General features: G+C 46.1%; 22 protein-coding genes. 18 read left to right on the forward strand and 4 right to left on the reverse strand.

Features of this window, described 5'->3' with window-relative positions:
- Window positions 1-7 precede the first annotated feature (7 nt).
- The 4 genes from AC4G47_RS09920 to AC4G47_RS09935 all read left to right on the forward strand — a co-directional run bounded on the left by AC4G47_RS09920 (window position 8) and on the right by AC4G47_RS09935 (window position 2,954).
- Complete coding sequence (locus tag AC4G47_RS09920; protein ID WP_186327814.1) at window positions 8-160, forward strand: hypothetical protein; 153 nt, start codon at window positions 8-10, stop codon at window positions 158-160.
- Between the two features lie 140 nt (window positions 161-300).
- A complete protein-coding gene (locus AC4G47_RS09925) occupies window positions 301-915 on the forward strand; it encodes a TetR/AcrR family transcriptional regulator (RefSeq protein ID WP_491105883.1) in 615 nt (204 codons plus the stop codon).
- Between the two features lie 72 nt (window positions 916-987).
- Window positions 988-2,226 carry an MFS transporter gene (locus AC4G47_RS09930; protein ID WP_491105884.1) on the forward strand — a complete coding sequence of 413 codons (1,239 nt, stop codon included), beginning with the start codon at window positions 988-990 and terminating at the stop codon, window positions 2,224-2,226.
- 17 nt (window positions 2,227-2,243) lie between these two features.
- Window positions 2,244-2,954, forward strand: coding sequence for a thioesterase II family protein (locus AC4G47_RS09935; protein ID WP_491105885.1), 711 nt, complete (start codon window positions 2,244-2,246; stop codon window positions 2,952-2,954).
- Window positions 2,955-3,311: 357 nt separating this feature from the next.
- Here AC4G47_RS09935 and msrA read toward each other — a convergent pair whose 3' ends face one another.
- Together msrA and AC4G47_RS09945 are read right to left on the reverse strand one after the other, a co-directional pair.
- Window positions 3,312-4,274 (reverse strand): peptide-methionine (S)-S-oxide reductase MsrA, encoded by a 963-nt coding sequence (msrA, locus tag AC4G47_RS09940; RefSeq protein ID WP_491105886.1) that lies wholly within the window; start codon window positions 4,272-4,274, stop codon window positions 3,312-3,314.
- A gap of 180 nt (window positions 4,275-4,454) precedes the next feature.
- Entirely contained in the window at window positions 4,455-5,066 is a 612-nt protein-coding gene (locus tag AC4G47_RS09945; protein ID WP_458123193.1) for a TVP38/TMEM64 family protein, read from the reverse strand.
- Window positions 5,067-5,264: 198 nt separating this feature from the next.
- Between AC4G47_RS09945 and AC4G47_RS09950 the strand changes: the two genes are divergently transcribed.
- Window positions 5,265-6,203 (forward strand): Gfo/Idh/MocA family protein, encoded by a 939-nt coding sequence (locus AC4G47_RS09950; protein WP_491105887.1) that lies wholly within the window; start codon window positions 5,265-5,267, stop codon window positions 6,201-6,203.
- A gap of 33 nt (window positions 6,204-6,236) precedes the next feature.
- A complete protein-coding gene (gene yxiS / locus AC4G47_RS09955) occupies window positions 6,237-6,551 on the forward strand; it encodes a protein YxiS (protein WP_458123191.1) in 315 nt (104 codons plus the stop codon).
- Window positions 6,552-6,576: 25 nt separating this feature from the next.
- Here the strand turns inward: yxiS and AC4G47_RS09960 are convergent, their stop codons facing one another.
- Window positions 6,577-7,395, reverse strand: a complete 819-nt coding sequence (locus AC4G47_RS09960; RefSeq protein WP_458123190.1) for an AraC family transcriptional regulator — start codon at window positions 7,393-7,395, stop codon at window positions 6,577-6,579.
- 190 nt (window positions 7,396-7,585) lie between these two features.
- On the opposite strand from AC4G47_RS09960, the gene AC4G47_RS09965 reads away from it, so the two are divergent.
- The 6 genes from AC4G47_RS09965 to AC4G47_RS09990 all read left to right on the forward strand — a co-directional run bounded on the left by AC4G47_RS09965 (window position 7,586) and on the right by AC4G47_RS09990 (window position 13,095).
- The gene (locus AC4G47_RS09965) at window positions 7,586-8,698 is read left to right on the forward strand and encodes a Gfo/Idh/MocA family protein (protein ID WP_491105888.1); all 1,113 of its coding nucleotides are present in this window, start codon (window positions 7,586-7,588) and stop codon (window positions 8,696-8,698) included.
- A gap of 202 nt (window positions 8,699-8,900) precedes the next feature.
- The gene (locus AC4G47_RS09970; protein WP_036674961.1) at window positions 8,901-9,869 is read left to right on the forward strand and encodes a sugar phosphate isomerase/epimerase family protein; all 969 of its coding nucleotides are present in this window, start codon (window positions 8,901-8,903) and stop codon (window positions 9,867-9,869) included.
- 24 nt (window positions 9,870-9,893) lie between these two features.
- Window positions 9,894-10,622 (forward strand): ThuA domain-containing protein, encoded by a 729-nt coding sequence (locus AC4G47_RS09975; RefSeq protein ID WP_458123188.1) that lies wholly within the window; start codon window positions 9,894-9,896, stop codon window positions 10,620-10,622.
- Between the two features lie 340 nt (window positions 10,623-10,962).
- Window positions 10,963-11,259 (forward strand): winged helix-turn-helix transcriptional regulator, encoded by a 297-nt coding sequence (locus tag AC4G47_RS09980; RefSeq protein WP_076333333.1) that lies wholly within the window; start codon window positions 10,963-10,965, stop codon window positions 11,257-11,259.
- Window positions 11,260-11,452: 193 nt separating this feature from the next.
- Entirely contained in the window at window positions 11,453-12,184 is a 732-nt protein-coding gene (locus AC4G47_RS09985; RefSeq protein ID WP_491105889.1) for a hypothetical protein, read from the forward strand.
- Window positions 12,185-12,381: 197 nt separating this feature from the next.
- Entirely contained in the window at window positions 12,382-13,095 is a 714-nt protein-coding gene (locus AC4G47_RS09990; protein WP_458123186.1) for a hypothetical protein, read from the forward strand.
- 90 nt (window positions 13,096-13,185) lie between these two features.
- Here the strand turns inward: AC4G47_RS09990 and AC4G47_RS09995 are convergent, their stop codons facing one another.
- Window positions 13,186-13,902 carry a Crp/Fnr family transcriptional regulator gene (locus AC4G47_RS09995; protein WP_145322690.1) on the reverse strand — a complete coding sequence of 239 codons (717 nt, stop codon included), beginning with the start codon at window positions 13,900-13,902 and terminating at the stop codon, window positions 13,186-13,188.
- A gap of 432 nt (window positions 13,903-14,334) precedes the next feature.
- Here AC4G47_RS09995 and adhE point away from each other — a divergent pair, with 432 nt between their 5' ends.
- From adhE to AC4G47_RS10025, 6 genes are all read left to right on the forward strand, one after another.
- Window positions 14,335-16,947 carry a bifunctional acetaldehyde-CoA/alcohol dehydrogenase gene (adhE, locus tag AC4G47_RS10000; RefSeq protein ID WP_145148938.1) on the forward strand — a complete coding sequence of 871 codons (2,613 nt, stop codon included), beginning with the start codon at window positions 14,335-14,337 and terminating at the stop codon, window positions 16,945-16,947.
- A 793-nt stretch (window positions 16,948-17,740) separates the two neighbouring features.
- On the forward strand, window positions 17,741-19,999 hold the full coding sequence (pflB, locus tag AC4G47_RS10005; RefSeq protein ID WP_458123185.1) for a formate C-acetyltransferase: 2,259 nt from the start codon (window positions 17,741-17,743) through the stop codon (window positions 19,997-19,999).
- A gap of 89 nt (window positions 20,000-20,088) precedes the next feature.
- Complete coding sequence (pflA, locus tag AC4G47_RS10010) at window positions 20,089-20,841, forward strand: pyruvate formate-lyase-activating protein (RefSeq protein ID WP_458123184.1); 753 nt, start codon at window positions 20,089-20,091, stop codon at window positions 20,839-20,841.
- Between the two features lie 223 nt (window positions 20,842-21,064).
- Window positions 21,065-22,432 (forward strand): extracellular solute-binding protein, encoded by a 1,368-nt coding sequence (locus tag AC4G47_RS10015; protein ID WP_491105890.1) that lies wholly within the window; start codon window positions 21,065-21,067, stop codon window positions 22,430-22,432.
- 51 nt (window positions 22,433-22,483) lie between these two features.
- Window positions 22,484-23,368, forward strand: a complete 885-nt coding sequence (locus tag AC4G47_RS10020; RefSeq protein WP_458123182.1) for a carbohydrate ABC transporter permease — start codon at window positions 22,484-22,486, stop codon at window positions 23,366-23,368.
- The gene (locus AC4G47_RS10025; RefSeq protein WP_491105891.1) at window positions 23,368-24,198 is read left to right on the forward strand and encodes a carbohydrate ABC transporter permease; all 831 of its coding nucleotides are present in this window, start codon (window positions 23,368-23,370) and stop codon (window positions 24,196-24,198) included. Before AC4G47_RS10020 ends, AC4G47_RS10025 begins: the two co-directional genes overlap by 1 nt.
- Window positions 24,199-24,213 lie beyond the last annotated feature (15 nt).

Below are 24,213 nucleotides of genomic sequence, written 5' to 3' on the forward strand. Positions count from 1 at the left end.
GAAAAACATGAGCAAATTTTTCAAATTCGGAGTTGTAAGGGACGAGGAAGTACCCGAAGAGATCAATGAATTGGTGGAAGAAACAGAGAAACTGCCTGAGACGATTAGACAGGAATTAAGCGACGCTTTCAAAGAAGAAGATGAAGATAAAAATAAATAATAAATAATAATTTAAGTTTCCATAATGTACCCTCTTGCAAATCTCAGGAAAATATGAGATATGTAAGAGGGTACATACATAAAGTGCATTGACGGAAAAATTTGGGTGTGATACTATTAGACTGAATGGTCAGTCTTTTGATGGAGGGGTCTTCAATCGAAGTCAAACGGAGAAAAGATGTTGCTCAGATCAAGAAAGATATTGCTCGTAATACCAAAGAGTTATTTGCCCAAAAGGGATATAGTGCAACCTCCATGGAGGAAATATGTACAATCAACAATCGAAGTAAAGGCAGTATATATTATCATTTCAAAAGTAAGGAAGAACTCTTCATGTATCTCATCAAACTCAATAACGAAGAGTGGATGGATTCATGGCTGGAAAAGGAACATCAGTACGAGACGTCCGTAGATAAACTGTATGGTCTTGCAGATCATTATGTTGACGATTTGGCGAATCCGCTCAATCATTCGATTAACGAGTTTGTCTCGGGTCAGGTGGTCAGTCAAGAGATGCTGGATGAGATGCTTTCCCTGATCCGAATTCCTTATATGACTTATGAGCGGATCATCTCGAAAGGGATTGAGGATGGCGAACTGAAACCGGAAGACCCACAGGACTTAATGCACATTATTAACGGTCTTTTTAACGGATTAAGCACACTTTATTATGAGAAGGACCTGACCGATATCAGACGACTCTACAAAAAAGGTATTGCCAGCATGTTAGTGGGTATCCAACAACTTCAACAATGAAAAGCTGATGTATAATCAGTTTTTCTTTTGAAAATTAATAAACCGGACAGTCGGTTTAAAGGGAGATGGAGAATGAGCACATTGTTCAGGAACAAAGCTTTTCTTATCGTCACAGGGTCTGATCTACTGCAAAATCTGGCTATATGGATACGGAATATGGCGATCCTCTATTATGTGATGGATCAAACCCAGGGCAATCCCATAGCGGTCTCGCTTATAACGGTCCTTGAGTACGCTCCGATTTTCGTTTTCTCCATCATTGGCGGTGCACTTGCTGATCGCTGGAATCCCAAACGTACAATGATACTGGGCGACGTGCTCAGTGCATTATCTATTGTAATGATTATTGCCGTCTTGTCTTCTGGTTATTGGCAGATTCTATATGTCGCCACTTTTGTATCCTCTATCGTTAGTCAGTTTTCACAGCCATCATCAGTGAAAATCGTGAAGCGAAATGTAGAGGAAGAGCATGTGCAGTCTGCAATTGCCATTACACAGAGTGGTCAATCTCTTTTCTTAATTCTCGGGCCTATCGTCGGAACTTTTATATATACCGTTATGGGGATTCAAACCTCGATGTATGCATTACTTATTCTGTTCATGGCCTCCGCTATTCTTCTTACTTTTTTGCCGAAAGATTCCGCCCAGCGGGAAACGGACACTTCATTACTGGCGGATATCAAGGAGGGATGGCAATATGTCGGGCAATCCCGTTCATTAAAAATGCTTAGTTTGGTATTCGTCTGTGTGGGACTCTCTTCAGGTCTTATCAGCCCACTTGAAATATTTCTGATCACCGAACGATTGGGACTTGAGCAGACGTCATTACAGTTCCTGTCTGGTGTATCTGGATTAGGTCTGTTGATCGGTGGGGGAATCGCTGCTGCTATGAGTGGCAAGTTGAATCAAACGTTGACTCTAATGGTAGGGGTGCTGTGTCTGGCTGTAACCACGATGGGTGAAGTATTATCCAGTTGGTTCTGGTTGACTCTTGTGATAAGTTTCCTGAGCTCCATCAGTCTGGCTTTTATCAACGTCATTATCTCCACGTACTTAGTTACCCAGATTGATGAGCACTTAATTGGGAGAGTTAATGGTACCATCACCCCGCTATTCATGGGGGCCATGCTTATCGGATCTTCCATGGCAGGTGTACTCATGAATAACACATCCTTAGTTATCGTCTATATCATCTCGGTTACCGTGATGATCTTGAGTATCCTTCCAGGTATGAGAATTCAATTTCGCAATGAGCAGACTGCTCCCGTGAACACATTGAATCCGGAAGTTGCTCATCAGGCCGTAGACTAGGAAATTGGAGGAAGTTCATGAATTGCATACATCTCATCTGCTTTCCTTATGCTGGGGGTTCATCCATGGTGTATTATCGCTGGCGTAATAACCTTCCTTCTCATATTCAGTTACATCTGGTTGAATTGTCCGGAAGAGGTCGAAGAATGAACGAACCTCTGTACACATCCATGGAACAGGCTGTTGAGGATGCCTATTTATCTATTCCGTCCCACTTGTTCGAGGAGAAGATTGTTCTATTTGGATATAGCATGGGAAGCCTTATTGCTTATGAACTGGCTCATTACATCAAGGATAAACAGGGCAGAGATCCAGCGCATCTTTTTGTGGCTGCGAGAAAGGCTCCACATATAACCAATCATAAAAAAGCGATACATGCATTGCCTCACGATAAGTTTATACAGGAAATGCTTCAACTTGGCGGCATGTCACCAGAAGTATTTGAGAATAAAGAATTAGCGGAGATCTTCGTTCCCCTGCTCAGATCAGATCTGCAGATCGTTGAGAACTACCAGTGGGCAGGGTCAAGAGAGCCGTTAAATACAGATATAACCGTTCTTGCGGGGGCTGATGACTTGATTCCCATGGAACACATGCATGCATGGAACCAAGTAACGAAGGGGAGTTGTACGCTAAGTGTCTATCCGGGTGACCACTTCTTCATTCATCAGCAGTATAATCGGATCACGGAGCAGATCGCCCGTGTACTGAGCGAGTATCGTGTATGATAAGAGCATAAGCTTATCGGTTGAGGAAGTTACAGCATTATGCATCTTAACTCAATCCCTATAAATAACAAGAACCATGATCATGTAGGGTCCCTGTAACGTGAGTCTTTGACTATGGGGACTCTACATTTTTATTTAGAAAAGGAATGTATATCAGCATTTTGCATAAATCCAAAGAGTGACTTTCAATCAGCAAGATATAAATCGAAATGGTTCTATTCGTCTATACGTTGGTTGGATCAGGATGCTTCTTTCTGTCCAACTCTTGTACCCGGGAGCGAGTAGAATCGAATTATGCAAAATGCTCATATAAAAAGAGCAGCGGGATTACCCGCTACTCTGGTGTTAGATCTTATTTTATTGGAAAAGGACGGCGTACTCACCGTATCCTTCTTTTTCCATGTCTTCTTTGGGTACAAAACGAAGTGCCGCAGAGTTGATGCAATAACGCATTCCACCTGCCTCAGCCGGACCATCGTTGAACAGGTGGCCCAGATGGGAATCGCCCTCACGACTTCTCACTTCGGTACGAATCATGAAGTGGCTGAGATCGGTTTTTTCCTTCACGTTGTAGTCACGCAATGGACGTGTGAAGCTCGGCCAGCCGCAGCCGGAATCGTATTTGTCAGTAGAACTGAACAATGGCTCGCCCGATACGATGTCCACATAGATTCCGTCACCGTGGTGATCCCAGAATTCGTTATGGAATGCAGGCTCTGTTGCGCTGTTCTGAGTAACTTCGTATTGAAGCGGCGTCAGACGCTCTTTCAGCCCGTCTTTGTCCACATTGCCAGACCAGTTGCGTTCGATGAAATCTACGCGCCCAGAACCTTTGCTGTAGCGTTTGTAATGGGCAGGGTTCTTACGGTGATAATTTTGGTGATGTTCTTCCGCTTCATAGAACGTTTTTGCTGGCAAAATGGGTGTGAAGATCGGTTTGTCAAAACGTCCACTTTGTCCCAGCTCCGCTTTGGAAGCTTCCGCAATCTGACGTTGCTCTTCGCTATGATAGAAGATGGCGGTCTGATATGAAGATCCACGGTCATGGAATTGTCCGCCTGTATCCGTAGGATCAATCTGCTGCCAGAATAGTTCAACCAGTTTCTTATAAGGGAAGATGGCAGGGTCGAACGTAATTTGCACAGCCTCTACATGGCCCGTTGTCTCCGAACAGACCTCTTCATATGTTGGATTCTCGGTATGTCCTCCTGTATAACCCGATACGATCTTATGAATACCGGGCAGTTCTTCAAAGGGGGATACCATACACCAGAAGCATCCGCCTGCAAAAGTTGCTAACTCACTTGAATGTTGTTCCATGCTATAGTCACTCCATTTCTGATGAAGATTTAGCGCTCGTGTTCGAGCTCCAGCAATCTACTGTTTTTATTGAAGCCTAACACAAGCAATTGGCTTGCTTTTCTATTATATCCTGAATTGGCTAGCCAACCAAGCCGCATTGAAAACAAGCTGGATCTGAATAGCTTTTGAGATCCGTATTCAGACTTTGTTGCGTGAGCGAAAGCGAAATAAGAGCAATACAATGGCCATGAGAACCAGATATCCGGCAAGGATTCCCAGGCTCAGCCAGATGGAGCTTTCAGCCTGTGCACCTGCATAGGCAAAAACAAAAATCGCTGGCATTTTGCCAATGGCCGTAGCGACCATGAAGACCCAGAATGGCGTATACGTTATACCTGCGTAGATATTAACAGCCATCTGAGGCACGACCGGAAGCAACCGCATCGACATGACTCCCATGAACGGATGTGCTTCCATCCACGTTGTGAAACGGTTCAAACCCCGAATGCGTTCGAGGTACGATCTCGCCTGATGCCTGAAGATAGTTCTTGCTCCGCCATAGACGAGTATGGCAGCAAGTGTTGTGCCGAGCCAGCATATCCAGGCTGCTGTGGTGGTACCGTAACTGTAACCAAAGGCAATAATAACAAACTTATAAGGAATTACAGGCACAAGAGCAAACAATGTTGCCATGGCGAGTAAAAGCGGGATGGACTGATGGAGATCGGTCCAGGCCAGCAGTTCATATCTGTAAATAAACGTGACTCCTGCAAGTAAAACATATAACAGGAGCCATAACCATTTTCGCAAAATTCCAAACGCTCCTTTCAGATCAGGCAGGTCTAGTCGTGTCCCGATCTGTACTGCTGTTTCTCTTAAGTTTACCACGTTCGCCCATTGTCTGAACAATTCGTGCCGAACTGCTGCAATCACTGGCAAGTTGCTGTCCGAAGGGTTACACTATAGGACGTGGAAATATAGAACCGAACTGAAGGTGGAATGATCATCATGGAAAGAACCAAACGTAAACGAATTGCAATTATCGGCCTCGGGGGTATTGCACGTAAAGTATATTTGCCTTTGTTGACCGCTCATCCGAACGTGGAGATTGTGGGGATTATGAACCGATCTCCGGAGCCGGTCAAGGCTATTCAGGAGGCGTATAGATTAGAAAGGGGAACCACGGATCTGAAAGAATTGTTGTCCTGGGATCTGGATGCGGTGTTTGTACATACAGCAACGGAAGCGCACTTTGACATTGTTATGCAATGTCTTGAACAGGGATTGGCCGTTTATGTAGATAAGCCATTATCCTATACGCTTCGGGAGTCGGAAGAGATGACGGCTTTTGCCGAGGCACAAGGTCTGTTACTGGCAGTGGGCTTCAACCGCAGATTCGCACCGATGTACCAAAAAGCGAAAGAGTGGATGCAGGGCGGAAAAGGTTTCGAGTCCCTCACAGTGACCAAACATCGCACAAGTATCCAGGATCGTCCTGCGGCAGAAACCATTTACGATGATCTCATCCATATGCTGGATCTAATGCTGTGGTACTCGGATCACAATGTGGAGCTGCTCCATCAATGGATTCGGAAGAATGATATGGACAGACTGCTGCATGCGACCGGAACGGCCAAGCTGGGCAGAACAGCCTACGGTCGATTCGATATGGTTCGTGAAGCTGGGGCAGATCTGGAGAAAGTAGAACTGCATGGTGGTGGGCGATCTGTCGAAGTCGTGAACATGGACACGATCAGCTACTTGGAACAGGGGAGTCTGGAAACCAAAGAAACCTTCGGGAGCTGGGATACCGTGTTAGCACGCAGAGGTTTTAGCGGAGCCGTCGATCATTTTCTGGCGAGTCTGGATACACCGGATGATTGCCTGATCAGTGCAAGTCATGTCATGGACAGCCACGAATTGGCTGAACAATTGATTCGCAAATAGTTGCAAGAATACACATATGGGGGAATACACGTTATGGATGAATATGAAAAGGAACGAAGTAAACAGATCGAGGAAGCCGTCATTGAAACGTATAAACAAGAAGAAGAGATGATGATTCTGGTATTTGCCCAGTGGTGTGTCAATCATGGATTGGACCCGGAAGAGATGTACCGGCAAGCCTACCCGAATCAGCAAAGCAACGAGCGTTTGCAGCAGGTGCAGAAGCTGATTGTATCCAAGGAGGAAGCCGGTGAGATACCGGATGATACAGTACTTGGTGTGCTGTCCATGTTTGGTAATGAGGATTTGGCGATGGTTGTATCCGAGGCTATAGCCGCGCGCAAATAAGTTCAACTTACGTATACTAATATGATTACATCTGTTCCCGGTGAATAACGCGGAATTCCTTCGGGGACATGCCGAACCGGGAACGGAATACCCGATGGAAATAGGTATAGCTGTTAAAGCCGGAAGACTCAGATACTTGCTCCAGGGTCATTGGACTGAAAATAATCCGTTCCCTGGCCATGTTCAGTCGTACGTCGAGCGTATATTGCATGATGCTTTTGCCAAACGCTTCTTTAAAGAGATGAACACCCCTTGAGACACTGATGCCAATATGTGTTGCCACATCATCCAACTTGAACAAAGAGGAAGCGTTTTCTTCAATATAGTTCTTGATCTCATAAGCCACATAATTGGTGTTGGTTACCGTCGGATGCTCCGAGAGCAGACGATCCACTTCGAGACATAAGATTCGCATATAATAACTTGAAATTTCAGGGTAAGGATTGGAGATGCGGCGCTGTTCCAGCACAAGTTGTCGAAACAGGACTAGCAGACTTTCCGTCAGTTCGACTTTGATTCGGGTCGGTCGTTTGTGACGTTTCCACCACTCATCTACCCAGGAACCATTGAAGAAGATGTGATAGTCTCCACTCTCCACCAGCCGTTCTCCCATCGGATTAATTTCATTGTCTATTCTAAGCTCATAGGGCTCGTCAGGATCAAAAAGAAGCAAATCGCCCGCATCTACCAGGGACATGTTCCCGTCAATACGTGCACGGCAACGTCCGTCTGTTTGCAGTCTTAAAAGGTAGTTCTTCACCCCTTCAGGCTGCACCATAGCATAAGGTTTACGATGAAATGAGAAGCCTGCTGTAAGAACTTGGCAGGATTGATCTGTCGACATGGGCATACTCCTTGCAATTTGAAAATTATGACCAGATAGTTCATGTTTCAATCATATTATTCATTTTAATTGAAGCTGAAACGGAATACCATAGTATTAGATTTAAGGAACAGGAAACATCCAACAAAACATATGGTTCTCAACCATTCAAACGCGGATATTCACCATGCGTAAGGAGATGAACGTCACAGTGAAGAAAATGAAAGCAGGCATCATCGGGTGCGGTAACATCAGCGCCATCTACCTGGAAAATCTCAAAAACAACCCGGTCATTGAAGTCGTGGCTGTTGCGGATTTGATTCGTGAGCGCGCTCAGGAACGGGCAGATGAATTTAATATCGCAAACGTTTACAATGTAGATGAGTTGCTGCAAAATAACGAAATTGAACTTGTGTTGAATCTTACGGTTCCAGGCAGTCATGCCATGACTGATCTGGCTGCACTCGAAGCAGGCAAACATGTGTATGCCGAGAAGCCGCTGGCGATTTCTCTTGAGGATGGTCGCAAGGTTGTTGAGCTGGCTGAGGAAAAAGGATTGTATGTTGGTTCTGCACCAGATACTTTCCTTGGCTCAGGAATTCAGACCGCTCGTAAAGCCATTGAGGATGGACTGATTGGCAAGCCGATTGCAGCGACTTCATTCTTCATGGGCGGAGGACCAGAAGCATGGCATCCTAATCCGGAATTCTTTTATGTCGCAGGTGGTGGACCGATGTTTGATATGGGACCTTACTACTTGACCGCGCTGATTACGCTGCTTGGACCAATACGCAGAATCAGTGCCTCGGCTGGAATACAGATTGCGGATCGCAAGATTGGCTCCGGACCGAAGGAAGGTACGGCGCTGCAAGTAGAGACGCCTACCCACTTGGCAGGAACCATTGATTTTGCGGAAGGTGCTATTGCAACCATGATTACCAGTTTCGATATTCGCGGAGCTTCGGATCTGCCACGTATTGAAATCTATGGTACAGAAGGTACGCTTAGTGTACCGGACCCCAATTATTTTAACGGGGAAGTGAAGGTTCGCAGATACGGTCAAGACACTTGGGAGACGGTCAAACCAGTCTTCGAAAGTGGGCAAAACGAACGAGGCATCGGCGTAACCGAAATGGTTGAATCCATTCGTGCCGGACGCGAACACAAAGCCAGTGGCAAGCTTGCTTATCACGTACTGGAAGCTATGCATTCATTCCAGCGTTCTTCACTTGAGGGCAAGCACATCCATCTGGAGAGCAGCTATGACTCTTTTGCAGTAACTCGCACAGTTCAAACTGAAATTGAAACCGTGGAATCGCACTAGAATGGAGTACCAAGTGTTTGAAGCTTGATACTCTTTCGAGTGGAGGAGAATAACCAGTATTCTTACGTTCAATTTCAGGATAGAAACACTCTCGATTTTCCACACTAATCAAACAGGCATGTGATCTGAACGGTAATTGTATACAGTTCAATATTCATGAATTCAGCAATCATACGATATCTAATCCAGGGAGGAATCGCACTTGAAACTCGGCGTATTTTTGGTACTATTCGGAGGACGTAAATTGGAGGATGCTCTTGATTATGTAGCATCCAAGGGATTAAAAGCAGTAGAGATCGGAACAGGAGGACATCCAGGCAATGCACACTGTAAGCCGGATGAATTGTTAAGCAATCCTACAGCACTGAAAAACTTCAAAAATGCAGTGGAATCACGTGGTTTGACGATCAGCGCACTCAGCTGTCACGGTAACCCGTTGCATCCGCAAAAGGATATTGCTAAAGGATTCCATGATGATTTTGTCAAAACGGTAGAACTGGCTGAGAAGCTGGAAGTGCCTGTAGTGAATACATTCTCCGGTTGTCCGGGAGACCATGAGGATGCCAAATATCCGAACTGGCCTGTTGCACCATGGCCGAATGACTTTCAGGAGATCCTGAAGTGGCAGTGGGAGAACAAGGTTATCCCTTATTGGACAGAGTGGGGTAAATTTGCAGCAGACCGTAATGTAAAAGTTGGACTGGAGCTGCACGGTGGATTCTCGGTTCATACACCTGCAACCTTGCTGAGATTGCGTGAAGCAGCGGGTGAAGTCATTGGAGCGAACTTGGACCCGAGTCACATGTGGTGGCAAGGCATTGATCCAGTGCAGGCGATTCACATCTTGGGACGTGAAGGTGCGATCCATCACTTCCATGCGAAAGATACAACGATTGATCCGGTAAATGTGAACAAACACGGTGTAACGGATATGCAAGATTATACAAATATGCTGGATCGGGCTTGGCAGTTCCGCTCGGTAGGTTATGGACATGATAACAAGACTTGGGCAGATATTATGAGTGCCCTGCGTCTGGTCGGATATGATTATGTAGTAAGTATTGAGCACGAAGACGGTCTGATGTCGGTTGAAGAAGGATTCTCTAAAGCTGTGCAAAATCTCCAGCAAGTATTGATCGAAGAGCCGCTGGGCGATATGTGGTGGGTTTAGAGCTACACTAGGGGGAAATTGAATATGATCAACGTCACCATTTGGAATGAATTTGTCCATGAGAAAATTCACGATGAAGTAAGGGAAGTCTACCCGGATGGTCTGCATCGAGCGCTGGCTGACGGACTTGGCGGCGAAGGCTTTGCTATTCGAACGGCTACACTGGATCAGCCAGAACACGGATTAAGTGATGAAGTGCTGAATTCCACGGATGTGCTCATATGGTGGGGACATATGGCACATGATCGCGTAAGCGATGAGATCTCGCAGAAGGTTGCACAGCGGGTACTGAACGGCATGGGGATGATTGTGCTTCATTCAGGTCATTTCTCTAAACCATTCAAAGCGCTGATGGGAACAAGCTGCGATCTGAAGTGGCGTGTAGCAGACGAGCAGGAAATTGTATGGTGTGTGAATCCATCCCATCCGATTGCGGAAGGCATCGAAGGAAAGATTGTATTGGAAAAAGAAGAGATGTACGGGGAGTTCTTCGATATTCCAGTACCGGATGAACTGGTGTTTGTAAGCAACTTCCAGGGTGGAGAAGTATTCCGGAGCGGATGCACGTTCCGGCGTGGTGAAGGTAAAATCTTTTATTTCCGACCAGGTCATGAGACGTATCCGACCTATTACAAACCGGAAATATTAAGAGTGATTAGCAACGCTGTGAAATGGGCATATCCTGCCCGCAGCTTTAAGCCGGAATTTGGCAAGAGCGAACCTGTAAGACCATTTGGTGGCGTACTGGTCTAATTCACAATTTGCTTCGTGAATTGGATATATAAGTTATAAGCAAGCATTTACCAAGGAACCCTTCTCCAAGTCAATGATGACTGTGGCAGTTGGGTTCTTTTTGGGTAAGATAGTACTATGGGGAAGTTATACGATATTTCCCATGGTTATGGGACAGGGTGTACTGTATACTGGGATGGGGATGTAACATCCGATCTGGGTGATATGCTTCTAAAATTTAAACTTTTTAGTTGCAGACGTTTTCTTTGAAGCTTAAATATGTTATTATGAAATATACTAACAAAATGTAAGTTGAGTGATCTCTAAAGAGGTGATTAATGTGGAAGGTCAAGACTTGCGGATGTGTCCGCGTTTTGAGACGGCGTTTTCTTTTTTGGGCAAGCGCTGGAATGGTTTAATTATTCAAACGTTGATGAGTGGTTCGAAGCGATTCAAGGATATCTCCAATCTGATTCCGTCTATGAGTGACAAGATGTTATCTGAACGGATGAAGGATCTTGAAAGTGAAGGTATTTTGGTTCGTCACGTCTATCCCGAGACGCCGGTTCGTATTGAATATGAACTGACGGATAAGGGGAGAGCACTCCAGCCTGTCATGAATCAAATTCAAGACTGGGCTGAGAAGTGGGTTGACTAACGTATAAGCAACATCACCCGCTTTCGTTGCATGAATGACATAGACCCCTGATTTCTGTGGAAATCAGGGGTTTTTGTCTTAAGTATAATGTGGATTGGCGTTTTTCTCTTGGGCTGTGCACATGTTGTCATGAATTGTAGTATAATCTATAGAAAATGGCCACAGACGGCCGGAGCGAAGGAGGCCACTTGTCATGAGAGAAGAAAGCTTATCCCGCGAAGTACGCTACGGCAAGCAAGATATTGCAGAACTTGAGAGCGCATCCATTCAGGTCCATCTAATCTACAAAAAAGCTGCAGAGTTGTTCAAGCGCACAGCATATTCCCGTTCGGTTAAGGATGATCTAGCCGAAGTGAATATGTATCCTATGAACAGCGATGGTCCGAAATCAGCTCCGGCGGTGCTGCAAAAATGGATTCAAACGTCCAGGGGCTGGAAGTGTATTGGATGTGAACTAAGGCAACCTGAATCGACAATGTCCCAGATGGAGCAAGCCACGCATGGAAAGCGACTAATGCTGGATGTAGGCGAAGGTCGGTTGGCTCAGGCAGAAATGCTGATTCAGGCGGTTGTCTGGTCTCAATATGAGAAGATTCGAATGTTTGCCCCGTGGCTTGGGGATGAACCCTTTTATAGCGTGCAGGAACTGGATGTCATTGCCCGCTATATTGTGCCTACTTATTTTTCGGAACGACCTTTGCATGAGCAAGGCAAGGTATTCAAAATACACCAACAATATGGTCAGATTCCGCTATATCAGGAGTATGTAGATGCACCTTCCTGCTGCGTGCAGCTGGACGGTGGATTGCTTGAGGGCCGATTGCTGACAGGGGTATATGTATCTGAGGAACAGTTCTTCGGACTCAATCCATATCTGAAAGATGGCGGTGGAGGACGGACATACATGCAGGCTAGTGTCCAATGATAACGTAACCAATAAGAACGTAAAAATGATTTAGATTGGAGAGCCTGTGCGCAGGCTCTCTTTGTTGTACAAGCCTTGTGTGGAGAGTATGCTTCATAAAAGTAACGGCTTTGACACTTTTTTTTGTTGAATAATGTGCCATAATAGAGGTTATGGACAACAGGGTGAGTGATTTTACGCAGGGTGGTGTTACCTACATGAAGAAGAAAATCCCCGGTTACATAGGTGTATGTTTGCTCCTACTGGCGATCTTGGCTGGTTGTAGTGAGACACAGCCTTCAGAGCAGCCAATTGTGAAAGAGACAGAAACAACGAATACGATTACAGTGGCTGTAGATGGAAGTACGTTTTTGCCTGATGCAACGAAGTCCATTAAGCGAGATTTTAGTGAGGGTTTGACACTCAAAAAAGCATTACTGAATAGCGGACTGGTTGATTTTACAGCGGATGGCAAACGGATTCAATCTGTTGGTGAAGTCTCTCTAGATTCTTCGCTTAGCTGGGCTGTCAAATTGAACGGCAAGGATATTGAACAGGAAGATTGGGACATGGAGCTTCATGCCAAAGATGAAGTGATCATTTACGTGAAAGCCGCTGACAGTGGGGGGGATGGCGTTGCATACCAGACAACGTTACTCAAGGTGAGCGGTGGAAACATTATGCCAACTCTCAATCGTCAATATGCTGGCGTCTATGTTCAGGAATGCACAGTTCGCGATGTCTTGAAGTCCAGTGGGATTGTGAGAATGTCGGAGAATAACAAATTTGTCGTTTCGGTCGAGAATGTTACGCCCCGCATGAATCAGCGGTGGGTCATTATGGTGAACGACAAGGAATTAATGGAAAATGGTTTGGACATGAAATTGAATCCACGTGATGCGGTTAAGCTTGAATTGACCAGTGCATCCTAAGCATACAACAAAGCCCAATCCCTCTGCAGAGGAATGGGCTTTTTTCATTCAAAGATATATAAGCGACATTCTGCATAGCATAATCGAAGATTAAATACGACAGATCTCGTTCGGGCAAAGTTCACAGTGACAGATCCCTTGCAGCATCTTCAGATCTTTGATGACAATCATGCCATTGTCATATTCAATTGCATCTTTCTTGCGCAAATCGCTTAACATGCGGTTTACACTTTCACGAGTAGCTCCAATCATATTGGAGAGATCCGTGTGGGTAATCTTTTTGTGAATAATGACATGCTCTCCATGAGGCTCGCCATACGAATTCGACAACCGAATGAGGGTGGAGCAGAGCGCACCCGGTTTGCCATATAACATGAGGTCCCGGAACTTGGTCTGTGTCAACCGGTGGTGGATGCCCATCCATTTCATAAAGTCGATCGCGAAGTCACAATGCTGGCAGATCAGCATTTCCAGGTCTTTGTGCTCCAGTACACCAATCTCACTGTCTTCCAGCACTTCCGCTGAAAAGCTATGCTTGGAGCCAAAGAAGGGATCAGCCTGGCCGATCATATCACCGGACTGATACATGTACATGATCAGTTCCTTGCCCTCATCCGTGGATTTGGTGATCTGGGCACGACCCCGTTTCATATAATAAAGTTTGTCAGAGACGTCTCCTTCCCAATACAGGTGGGTACCTTCCGGATAGGTTCTATCTTTCATTGTAACCAGCAGATGGTTGAAATTTGCTTCCGAGAAACAGTTGGTATTGCCGCGCTTTTCCAGTACAGTCGTTAGTTCTCTCATAAGTCTATCTCCCCTTTATGTCCATCGGACGGCCTTCTGTAGCTTGCAGTAGCCTCCGAGGTTCGCCGCAAACCGTTGCCGTCCTGATCAGGGTCATCTCGGCCGGGAGGAAGGACGGTACAAATTGCGGTGGTTCAATTTTTAAGTTCAGTATATACCTAAACTTACCTTTTGGGGGGCATGGGAAGGCATCAAAAATGGCGAAATTTCAAACATTGTGATTAAATTCACTTTTAATGGGGAAGGATGTGTTCGATAGCCCTACACTTATTATAGGAAGAGGAAATCAACTTGTTAGCAGACATTACAAAACTAAATTTAAATTTGTTATACTTTGTGAAAAAAATCACATGATTACGTTTTTGGCTATGGTACGATGTGAATGTAAACGAGAGAGACAAACTAATACGAACCTTTAGGAGGATGAGGGAGATGGCTGTAAAGAACGAAGTCGCCCCAGCAAAAGAACCGACAGCAGGTCAGTATATTCAAACGTTAATCGACAAAGCGAACAAAGCACACGCCGCATTTATGAAGATGGACCAGAAGCAGATTGACCGGATTGTGCAAGCCATGGCGCTTGCGGGTCTGGATAAACACATGATGCTCGCCAAGATGGCCGTAGAAGAAACAGGCCGCGGAGTGTATGAGGATAAAATCACCAAAAATATATTTGCAACAGAATATGTGTACCACAGCATCAAGTATGACAAAACCGTAGGTGTGATTGAAGATAACGAATATGAGAGCTTCCAGAAAATTGCGGAGCCGGTCGGTATTATTATGGGGATTACACCCGTCACGAACCCAACATCAACGACGATGTTTAAAGCACTGATCTCCATCAAGACGCGTAACCCAATCATCTTCGGTTTCCACCCATCTGCACAGAATTGTAGCCGGGAAGCTGCTAAAATCCTGCTGGAAGCGGCTGTGAAACATGGTGCACCAGCAGATTGTATTCAGTGGATTGATGATCCTTCCATGGATCGCACGAACGAACTGATGAATCACAATGATGTGGCTCTCATTCTGGCAACAGGCGGATCAGGGATGGTACGTGCAGCGTACAGCTGTGGTAAACCTGCACTGGGCGTAGGACCAGGTAACGTGCCTTGCTTTATCGAGAAAAGCGCGGATATTAATCAGGCAGTTACGGATTTGATTCTGTCGAAGTCCTTCGATAATGGCATGATCTGTGCTTCCGAGCAAGCGGTAATCATTGAAGAACCGATCTTCGATCAAGTGAAGAAAAAAATGATTGCGAACGGTTGTTACTTTGTTAACAAAGATGAAGCAGCTAAATTGACAGCAGGTGCGATTAATGCCGAGAAATGTGCGGTGAACCCGGCGATTGTTGGTCAATCAGCGGTGAGCATTGCGAAGTTATGCGGCATTGAAGTTCCGGCAGGCACCAAAATTCTCGTGGCCGAGATTGAAGGGGTAGGTACGAAATTCCCATTGTCGGCTGAGAAATTAAGTCCGGTACTCGCTTGTTACAAAGTCAAAACGGCAGCAGAGGGCATTGAGCGTGCGGCAGAAGTAGTTGCTTTTGGCGGCATGGGTCACTCCTCGGTTATCCACTCAACAAATGAAGAAGTGATCGGCAAATTCGCAGATCGTCTGCAAACCGGACGGATTATTGTGAACTCACCATCCACACACGGTGCGATAGGGGATATCTACAACACGAACATGCCGTCATTGACACTGGGATGCGGATCATACGGACGTAACTCGACTTCTTCCAACGTAACCGCTGTGAACTTAATCAATGTGAAAAGGGTGGCTCGCCGTACCGTGAATATGCAATGGTTCAAAGTGCCGAACAAAGTCTACTTCGAAAAAGGGGCAACGCAGTATCTTGCCAAAATGCCTGACATCACACGTGTTGCGATTATTACGGATGCCATGATGGTGAAACTTGGTTATGTAGAAAAGGTAGAACATTATCTTCGTCAACGCCAAATGCCAGTAGCGATCGAAGTATTCTCCGATGTAGAGCCAGATCCATCCACAACAACGGTAGATCGCGGAACGGAAATGATGCGCCGCTTCCAACCGGACTGTATTATTGCACTCGGCGGTGGATCACCGATGGATGCTGCCAAAGCGATGTGGTTGTTCTATGAATATCCTGATACCGACTTCAACGACCTGAAACAGAAATTCATGGATATCCGCAAACGGATCTACAAATATCCACGTCTCGGCGTAAAAGCGAAATTTGTAGCGATTCCAACCACATCCGGTACAGGTTCTGAAGTGACATCGTTCGCGGTTATCACAGACAAAAATCAAGGTAACACCAAATATCCATTGGCCGACTATGAGCTGACTCCAGACGTAGCGATTGTCGACCCGGAATTCGTATACTCCTTGCCTAGAACAGCCGTTGCAGATACAGGGATGGACGTATTGACACACGCGATTGAAGCTTATGTGTCTGTCATGGCGAATGATTACACGGATGGACTTGCGATCAAAGCCATTCAACTGGTGTTCCAATACCTGGAGCAATCTGCGCTACAAGGAGATAAACTGGCACGTGAGAAAATGCATAATGCTTCCACGATTGCCGGTATGGCGTTTGCCAACGCATTCCTGGGCATTAACCACAGCTTGGCGCACAAATGGGGCGGTCAGTACCACACTGCACACGGACGCACCAATGCAATCCTGATGCCGCACGTTATCCGTTACAACGCGAAAAAACCGACCAAATTCGCATCGTTCCCGAAATATTCGCACTTTGTAGCGGATGAGCGTTATGCCGAAATTGCCCGTATCTTGGGATTGCCTGCTCGCACGACAGAAGAAGGGGTAACCAGTCTCATCAATGCCATCCGTAATCTGAACAAAACATTGGGCATTGAAGAATCGTTCCAGGAAATCGGATTTGATGCCAAAGACTTTGAAGCACATGTGGATTATCTGGCAGACCGTGCCTTCGAAGACCAATGTACAACCGCCAATCCGAAGTTGCCGCTGGTAACTGAATTGGCTGATGTGTACCGTAACGCTTTCTACGGAAAGTTTGAATAAGGAATTAGAACTAAGCGTGCCTTACGGCAAGAGGATCAGGGTTCTCCGAGATGGGGGGCCCCGATTGCCGTCTTTCACACGATAACGAAGAGGGCAGAAAAACAGAAGAGCAAAGCATCTGTTTTTCAGGGTCTATTTTAAGATTTGATTTGCTCCGAGTATAGAGGAGCAATGGTTCGGTTCTAAGAGGTTACATGGAATCCGTGATGTGGCTGTTTGAGCCAGATGTTCACAAAATAACGAAGAGGGCAGAAAACGGAAGAGCAAAGCATCTGTTTTTCAGGGTCTATTTTAAGATTTGGTTTGCTCCGAGTATAGAGAAGCAATGGTTCGGTTCTAAAGAGGTTACACGGAATCCGCGATGTGGCCTTTTGAACAATCCCTTTACACGACAACGGAGGGGCAGAAATAACCTGAAAAAGCGAAGCGTTCGCCTTTATCACCGGATTTTCCCTTTTCGAAAGGGAATCAAAAAAATCTGGGGATAACAGCGATTGGAAGGTTGTTCTGCCACGCAGTGATCCTGTGTAAAGTTTCGGTTCAATGGGACAAATCGTAGGTGGAGTGAGTGAGTTCACTGACTTTGTGACAAAAATCACAGATGATGAAAGCCCCAAGACGTATACTGAAAATGTAAGGAAAACATTCATCCCGCGGTTCCGGTTCCCAGGTAGAGAGAACATGATCCGGTTTATGTGAAACAATTCACATTAATCGCGGCTCTGGGCACACAATGATACGAATGAAGCAACATGTTATGTGTCCAGAAATCCAAATTAGTGGAGGGATTACGATGTCGGTGATTGAAAAAGATGTCAAACAACAAACAGGCTGGAGAAACTTTACCAAAGGAACATGGACCAAATCCGTCGATGTGAATGATTTTCTGGCACACAACTTGTCTCCGTATTACGGTGACGAAGCGTTTCTCGCAGGTGCAACCCAGAATACCAAAGAATTGTGGGAGATCGTATCTGATCTGACCAAAAAAGAACGTGATAACGGTGGTGTCCTTGATGTTGACGTGAACACACCAGGTACTATTATTTCTCACCAACCCGGTTATCTGGATCAATCCAAAGAGCAGATTGTCGGCGTTCAGACCGATGCTCCGTTCAAACGTTCCATTCAACCAACAGGCGGAATCCGCATGATGATCGACGCATGTGAGGCATATGGCTTTGAAATGCCACAAGGCGTGATTGATATATTTACAAACATTCGCAAAACGCATAACCAAGGGGTTTTCGATGCTTATACTTCCGACATGCGTGCAGCGCGTAAAGCAGGAATTATCACGGGTCTGCCAGATGCTTACGGCCGTGGCCGGATCATCGGTGACTATCGTCGTGTAGCTTTGTACGGGGTAGACTTCCTGATTCGTAACAAAAAAGGTGAATTGAATGCACTCGAAGTTGATGTCATTGATGAAGATGTCATTCGTCTGCGGGAAGAATTGTCTGAGCAGATTCGTGCATTGCAAGAATTGAAGCAATTGGGTGATATGCACGGATTCGATATTTCCTTGCCAGCGACGACAGCGAAAGAAGCGTTCCAATGGTTGTACTTCGGTTATCTCGCTGCGATCAAAGAACAGAATGGTGCTGCGATGTCACTTGGACGTGTATCTTCTTTCCTGGATATCTACATTGAACGTGACCTGCAAGAAGGCATTCTTTCCGAAGAACAGGCACAGGAATTGGTTGATCATTTCGTCATGAAACTGCGGATTGTCAAATTCTTGCGTACACCGGATTACAACGAACTGTTCAGTGGAGATCCAACATGGGTAACGGAGTCCATCGGCGGTATGTCTGTGAATGGCGAAACACGCGTAACCAAAAACAGCTTCCGTTTCCTGCATACGCTGAACAACCTGGGCCCTGCACCAGAGCCAAACCTGACTGTACTTTGGTCCACGAAACTTCCGGAAGCTTTCAAAGATTATTGCAGCAAGGTTTCCATCGAAACCAGTTCAATCCAGTATGAGAATGATGATCTGATGCGTCCGATCTACGGAGACGATTACGGTATTGCTTGCTGTGTATCAGCGATGAAGATCGGGAAACAAATGCAATTTTTCGGCGCTCGTGCCAACCTGGCAAAAGCTCTCCTGTATGCGATCAACGGTGGTCGTGATGAGAAATCCGGAGCACAGGTCGGACCTGAGTATCCTGCCATTACAAGCGAAGTGCTGGATTACAATGAAGTCATGAAACGCTTCAAACCAATGATGGAGTGGCTGGCGAAGCTGTACATGAACACTCTCAACGTCATTCACTACATGCACGATAAATACAGCTATGAGCGGATCGAAATGGCATTGCATGACCGTGACATTGTACGTACGATGGCTTGTGGTATCGCGGGTCTGTCGGTTACAGCAGATTCACTGAGTGCGATCAAATATGCCAAAGTTAAACCAATTCGTAACGAACAAGGCATCGCTGTTGATTTCGAAATCGAAGGAGACTTCCCTTGTTACGGTAACAATGAAGACAGCGTAGACAGCATTGCTGTTGAACTGGTCGAGAACTTCATGGGCATGATTCGCAAGCACAAAGCTTACCGTAACGCAGTGCCAACACAATCCGTTCTGACGATCACTTCCAACGTGGTATACGGTAAGAAAACAGGGACTACACCGGATGGTCGTAAAGCAGGTGAACCATTTGCTCCAGGTGCGAACCCAATGCATGGTCGTGACAAAAAAGGTGCACTGGCATCCCTTGGCTCTGTAGCCAAATTGCCTTATGAACACAGTCTTGACGGTATTTCCAATACCTTCTCCATCGTGCCAAAAGCATTGGGTAAAGAGGAGACTACACGTAAATCCAACCTGACTGCGATGATGGACGGTTACTTCGGTCAAAACGCTCATCACCTGAACGTTAACGTATTTGATCGTCAACAATTGATTGATGCGATGGATCACCCGGAAAACTATCCACAACTGACTGTCCGGGTATCCGGATATGCTGTTAACTTCATTAAACTGACTCGTGAACAACAGTTGGATGTAATCAACCGTACGTTCCATGGCTCGATGTAAGTAATTTGCAAGTAGAGGACCGCTAGAGCAAGGCATTCCAAATCATATTAAACGCACAGCGGATGCGGATACAGAAAGGAAGAGGCAGCATGGTTAAAGGACATATTCATTCACTCGAAACTTTCGGGACGGTTGACGGCCCAGGCATCCGCTTCGTGCTTTTTATGCAAGGATGTCTACTCAAGTGTCAATATTGCCACAACCCTGATACATGGGCGCTGGATGGTGGAAAAGAAATGACGCTAGAGGAGGTACTGGCTGAAATTGAGCCGTATCTATCCTACTACCGCAGCTCCGGAGGCGGGCTCACGATATCTGGGGGAGAGCCGACGTTACAGGCCCACTTTGTAGCCGAAATCTTCAAGGAAGTGAAGCGGCGCTGGGGATTGCATACGACGCTGGACAGCAACGGGTTTAACGAACCGGAGCGGATTCACGATCTTTTGGATAACACAGACCTGGTTCTGCTGGACCTTAAGCATATGGATGACGAGAAACATATCAAGCTGACAGGCAAATCCAACGAGAGAACGTTGAAAACGGCCAAATGGCTATCGGAGCAAGGCCGGAAAATGTGGATACGCCACGTGTATGTGCCTGGTATTCATAACGAGGAAGAGGATCTGCTTAACCTCGGAAGGTTTATTGGAACATTGAATGGCGTCGAAAAGTTCGAAATTCTCCCATACCATCAGATGGGGATCTACAAATGGGAAGCGCTCGGTAAAGTATATCCACTGGATGGTGTTCCTTCGCCAAGTGAAGAAGAAGTGGAGCGGGCGTATCGCCTGATCGAACAAGGTCGCCAGGAAACGGCTGGCATGGCTTGTTCAGGTAAGTGATCTAACCTTTATATATGGTAAAACAATCAACCAAGCAGCCTCTGCGAACATACTTCGCAGGGGCTGTTTTTTTTGTTTCTTAACATGTGGCAAGATGGATTATTTGTCCAGTGAAGGATTTTATCCCTCCATTGATGAATTGTCATCCTTACGATGTAAGCTCCGGCTTTTTATAATCAGAGTGTAAAGTCAAATGCTCAATATCTTGAGGAGGGTCAACCAGATGAAAAAAGGAATGACGTTGCTGCTTTCAATATTGCTTATCACTTCATGGACTTTGGCGGGATGTGCAAGCTCAAGTAACGAGCCACAGCAGGGCGCGGGCAATACACCTGCGGGGGAGACAAGTAAGGAACCGATTGAGATGCTTCTCCGCCACACTCAAGTAGGGGCTGACAAACAGAAACGATTGGCTATCCTGCAGGATGTTGTGGACAAAGTTGAGGGTGAGATACCCAACCTGACCTTTACGTTGGATGGCGTCGAATCCGATGTAAATCGCAAGGAGAAGCTACGCGGGGAGATGGCGGCAGGCAACCCGCCGGATATATTTGAACTGTTCGGCAGTCCGGATTCCAAAGTCTATGCCAAGGAAGGCATGCTGCTTGATCTGACTCCGATTTTGCAAGAGCTGGGCATTCAAGACCAGTTCACATCCCTTGAACCATTCACGTATGAAGGCCAAGTATATGGACTGCCGATTGGCGGATCGGGCGAAGGTTTTTTCTACAATAAAGAGTACTTTGAACAAAAAGGATGGAAAGCCCCTACCACCATGGCTGAGTTGGACCATATTCTCGCCGAGATCAAGGCCGATGGCAAAGTGCCGCTTGCTTCTGCATCCAAGGCAGGCTGGGTACCGCTCATGTTAACCAATCATCTGTGGTCCCGATATGCCGGGCCGGAGATTACCGCAAAGTTTGCAACAGGTGAAGCGAAATGGACCGACCCGGGTGTTGTGCAAGGTTTTGCCAAGCATAAGGAATGGGTCGATAAGGGTTACTTCAAAAAAGGCGAACTGGGCTTCGAGTATGCCGAATATACCACGCAATTTACGAGCGGAGAAGCGGTGTTGATGTATGACGGAACATGGAAATCATCTGTATTCAAAGAAGGCCAGAGCGGTGAATCGCTCATTGGCAAGATTGGATTCTTCAATATGCCTCCGGTAGAGAACGGAGCAGGCGATCAGACGTCTTTGATGCGTGATGTGAACAATGGATACGGTTTCTCCGCATCCGTGGCAGACGATCCGCAGAAGTTGGAAGCAGTGAAAGCTTTTATCAAAAATTTCTACAATGAAGATATGCAGATCCGTGGCCTTGTGGAAGATGGGGTATTGCCTGCCATGAAGCTGGATGAGAAAGTGCTGACCGATAGTATAACGGATGATCTGATGAAAGAAATTGTGGCCGTCCTAAATGCGTCCAAGACGTCGTTCCCGGCATTTGATGCACTCGTTCAGGCCGATGTGACGACAGAGATCAGCAATCTGCAGATTCAGAAATTGATTGGTGGCCAGACTACGCCAGAGAAAATGGCAGAAGAGCTGCAAAAGGTACAAGAGGAAGCAAACGCTTCAGTGGAATAAACCAATTCAAGGTGAAACTGCGATCGTTGAAGTGACTGAAGGAGGCTGACCATGAATACTTCACTCCGCAGCCCGTTAATCTATACGTTGTTTGTAATGCCGGCCCTAATCCTGTTTGTGATGTTCTTTCTATACCCTATTGGGAGTTCCCTGTATTACAGTCTGACGAGTTGGAATGGGGTGTCGGCTGAGCCACGTTTTGTGGGCTTATCCAACTATGTGAAGGCACTGACCGATGAACGGTTTTGGATCTCCACACGGAATAACGGCTTTTTTATCGGATTTTCGGTACTGATTCAAGTACCCCTGATCGTCTTGTTTTCGCTTCTTATTGCCAATGTGAAAAGACTAAAAGGTCTGTATAAAACAGCTGTTTTTTTACCATCGATCATGTCCACAGCCGTTATCGGTATCTTATGGGGATTCATCTATGAGCCCAATATCGGACTATTAAATAAAATTCTTCATGTGCTGGGCATCGATCCAATCTACTGGTTATCGGATAACCGATTCGCCATGTTGTCCATTTTGGTGACCAACGCCTGGCAGTGGACGGGATTTTACATTGTCATGGTGCTGGCGGCCATACTGGCGATTCCCCGTGATCTGGATGAAGCGGCTGCAATCGATGGTGCAACGGCGGTACAACGTGCAATGCGAATTACCTTGCCGCTGATTCGGCCGATCATCTCAGTGGTTATCATGTTGTCCATTGCAGGTGCAATGAAAGCAGCCGATATCGTGATTGTCATGACCAAAGGTGGGCCCGCTGGGTCCACCGAGGTTCTGGCTACATATATGATCAAATATGCGATTACCAACTTCAAATATGGTTATGGCAATACCATAGCAGTGCTGATCTTTGCTCTGACACTTGTGCTCACTGCGGTGTATCAACTGCTGGTGGCGAGGCGGGGCGAGAGGGTGGAATATTGATGGCGAAAAGCATAAAAAGCAGTATACCTCATGTGTTGTTAATGTTGTATTTAATCGCGATTTTGTTTCCCTTTTTATTTGTAATCTTCTCTTCCTTCAAGCAGGATAACAATGAAATCGCTCTGAATCCGTTCGGTCTGCCTACAACATGGGAGTTTAACAACTACGTGGAGGCCTGGGTAAATGCCAAGATTGGCACGTATTTTTGGAACAGCCTGTACATTTCGGTTCTGTCGTCGGCATGCACGATTGGGCTCGGTGCCATGTTTGCTTTTGCCGTAACCCGCATGAGACATCGGAGATGGAGTTTGTTTCTGTACAGCCTGATTCTGGCCGGCATGCTTATACCCAACAATGCACTTATGCTGCCGATCTATCTGCTTGTTCGCAAAATGGGCATATTGGATACGCATCTGGCGTTGATCGTGCCTTATGTGGCGAATGCGATCCCTTTCACAATAATTATACTGGCCGCATTTATGCGTTCTCTGCCTGGAGAAATTGAGGAAGCTGCTGTCATGGATGGCTTGAGGGCCCCGGGTATCTTTGCTAAAATAGTGATACCTCTTACAGTTCCCGCCATCGTTACGGTTTTTATCGTTAATTTCCTCGGCAACTGGAACGAATTTTTGCTCGCCAACTATTTCTTATCCACTGATAAATTGCGTACGCTGCCTGTGGGCATGGTCCAGTTTCGGGATCAATATCAGATGAACTACGCCCAGATGTCGGCAGGCATTGTGTACAGCGTTGTACCTGTACTTGTGATCTACGCCATACTGCAGGAGAAAATTATTGAAGGAGTAACTGCAGGTGGTGTCAAAGGTTAATACCATGAACCAGTG

This window comes from Paenibacillus sp. Negev47, assembly GCF_058313655.1.

What these genes read in the sequence shown, in the direction of transcription:
- AC4G47_RS09950 (WP_491105887.1), top strand. Translation starts at nt 5,265, where the DNA reads ATGGAAAGAACCAAACGTAAACGAATTGCAATTATCGGCCTCGGGGGT.
- AC4G47_RS09980 (WP_076333333.1), top strand. Translation starts at nt 10,963, where the DNA reads ATGTGTCCGCGTTTTGAGACGGCGTTTTCTTTTTTGGGCAAGCGCTGG.
- AC4G47_RS10020 (WP_458123182.1), top strand. Translation starts at nt 22,484, where the DNA reads ATGAATACTTCACTCCGCAGCCCGTTAATCTATACGTTGTTTGTAATG.
- yxiS (WP_458123191.1), top strand. Translation starts at nt 6,237, where the DNA reads ATGGATGAATATGAAAAGGAACGAAGTAAACAGATCGAGGAAGCCGTC.
- AC4G47_RS09975 (WP_458123188.1), top strand. Translation starts at nt 9,894, where the DNA reads ATGATCAACGTCACCATTTGGAATGAATTTGTCCATGAGAAAATTCAC.
- AC4G47_RS09935 (WP_491105885.1), top strand. Translation starts at nt 2,244, where the DNA reads ATGAATTGCATACATCTCATCTGCTTTCCTTATGCTGGGGGTTCATCC.
- AC4G47_RS09930 (WP_491105884.1), top strand. Translation starts at nt 988, where the DNA reads ATGAGCACATTGTTCAGGAACAAAGCTTTTCTTATCGTCACAGGGTCT.
- msrA (WP_491105886.1), bottom strand. Translation starts at nt 4,274, where the DNA reads ATGGAACAACATTCAAGTGAGTTAGCAACTTTTGCAGGCGGATGCTTC.
- AC4G47_RS09960 (WP_458123190.1), bottom strand. Translation starts at nt 7,395, where the DNA reads ATGTCGACAGATCAATCCTGCCAAGTTCTTACAGCAGGCTTCTCATTT.
- AC4G47_RS09985 (WP_491105889.1), top strand. Translation starts at nt 11,453, where the DNA reads ATGAGAGAAGAAAGCTTATCCCGCGAAGTACGCTACGGCAAGCAAGAT.
- AC4G47_RS10015 (WP_491105890.1), top strand. Translation starts at nt 21,065, where the DNA reads ATGAAAAAAGGAATGACGTTGCTGCTTTCAATATTGCTTATCACTTCA.
- pflB (WP_458123185.1), top strand. Translation starts at nt 17,741, where the DNA reads ATGTCGGTGATTGAAAAAGATGTCAAACAACAAACAGGCTGGAGAAAC.
- AC4G47_RS09995 (WP_145322690.1), bottom strand. Translation starts at nt 13,902, where the DNA reads ATGAGAGAACTAACGACTGTACTGGAAAAGCGCGGCAATACCAACTGT.
- pflA (WP_458123184.1), top strand. Translation starts at nt 20,089, where the DNA reads ATGGTTAAAGGACATATTCATTCACTCGAAACTTTCGGGACGGTTGAC.
- AC4G47_RS10025 (WP_491105891.1), top strand. Translation starts at nt 23,368, where the DNA reads ATGGCGAAAAGCATAAAAAGCAGTATACCTCATGTGTTGTTAATGTTG.
- AC4G47_RS09920 (WP_186327814.1), top strand. Translation starts at nt 8, where the DNA reads ATGAGCAAATTTTTCAAATTCGGAGTTGTAAGGGACGAGGAAGTACCC.
- AC4G47_RS09990 (WP_458123186.1), top strand. Translation starts at nt 12,382, where the DNA reads ATGAAGAAGAAAATCCCCGGTTACATAGGTGTATGTTTGCTCCTACTG.
- AC4G47_RS09925 (WP_491105883.1), top strand. Translation starts at nt 301, where the DNA reads ATGGAGGGGTCTTCAATCGAAGTCAAACGGAGAAAAGATGTTGCTCAG.
- adhE (WP_145148938.1), top strand. Translation starts at nt 14,335, where the DNA reads ATGGCTGTAAAGAACGAAGTCGCCCCAGCAAAAGAACCGACAGCAGGT.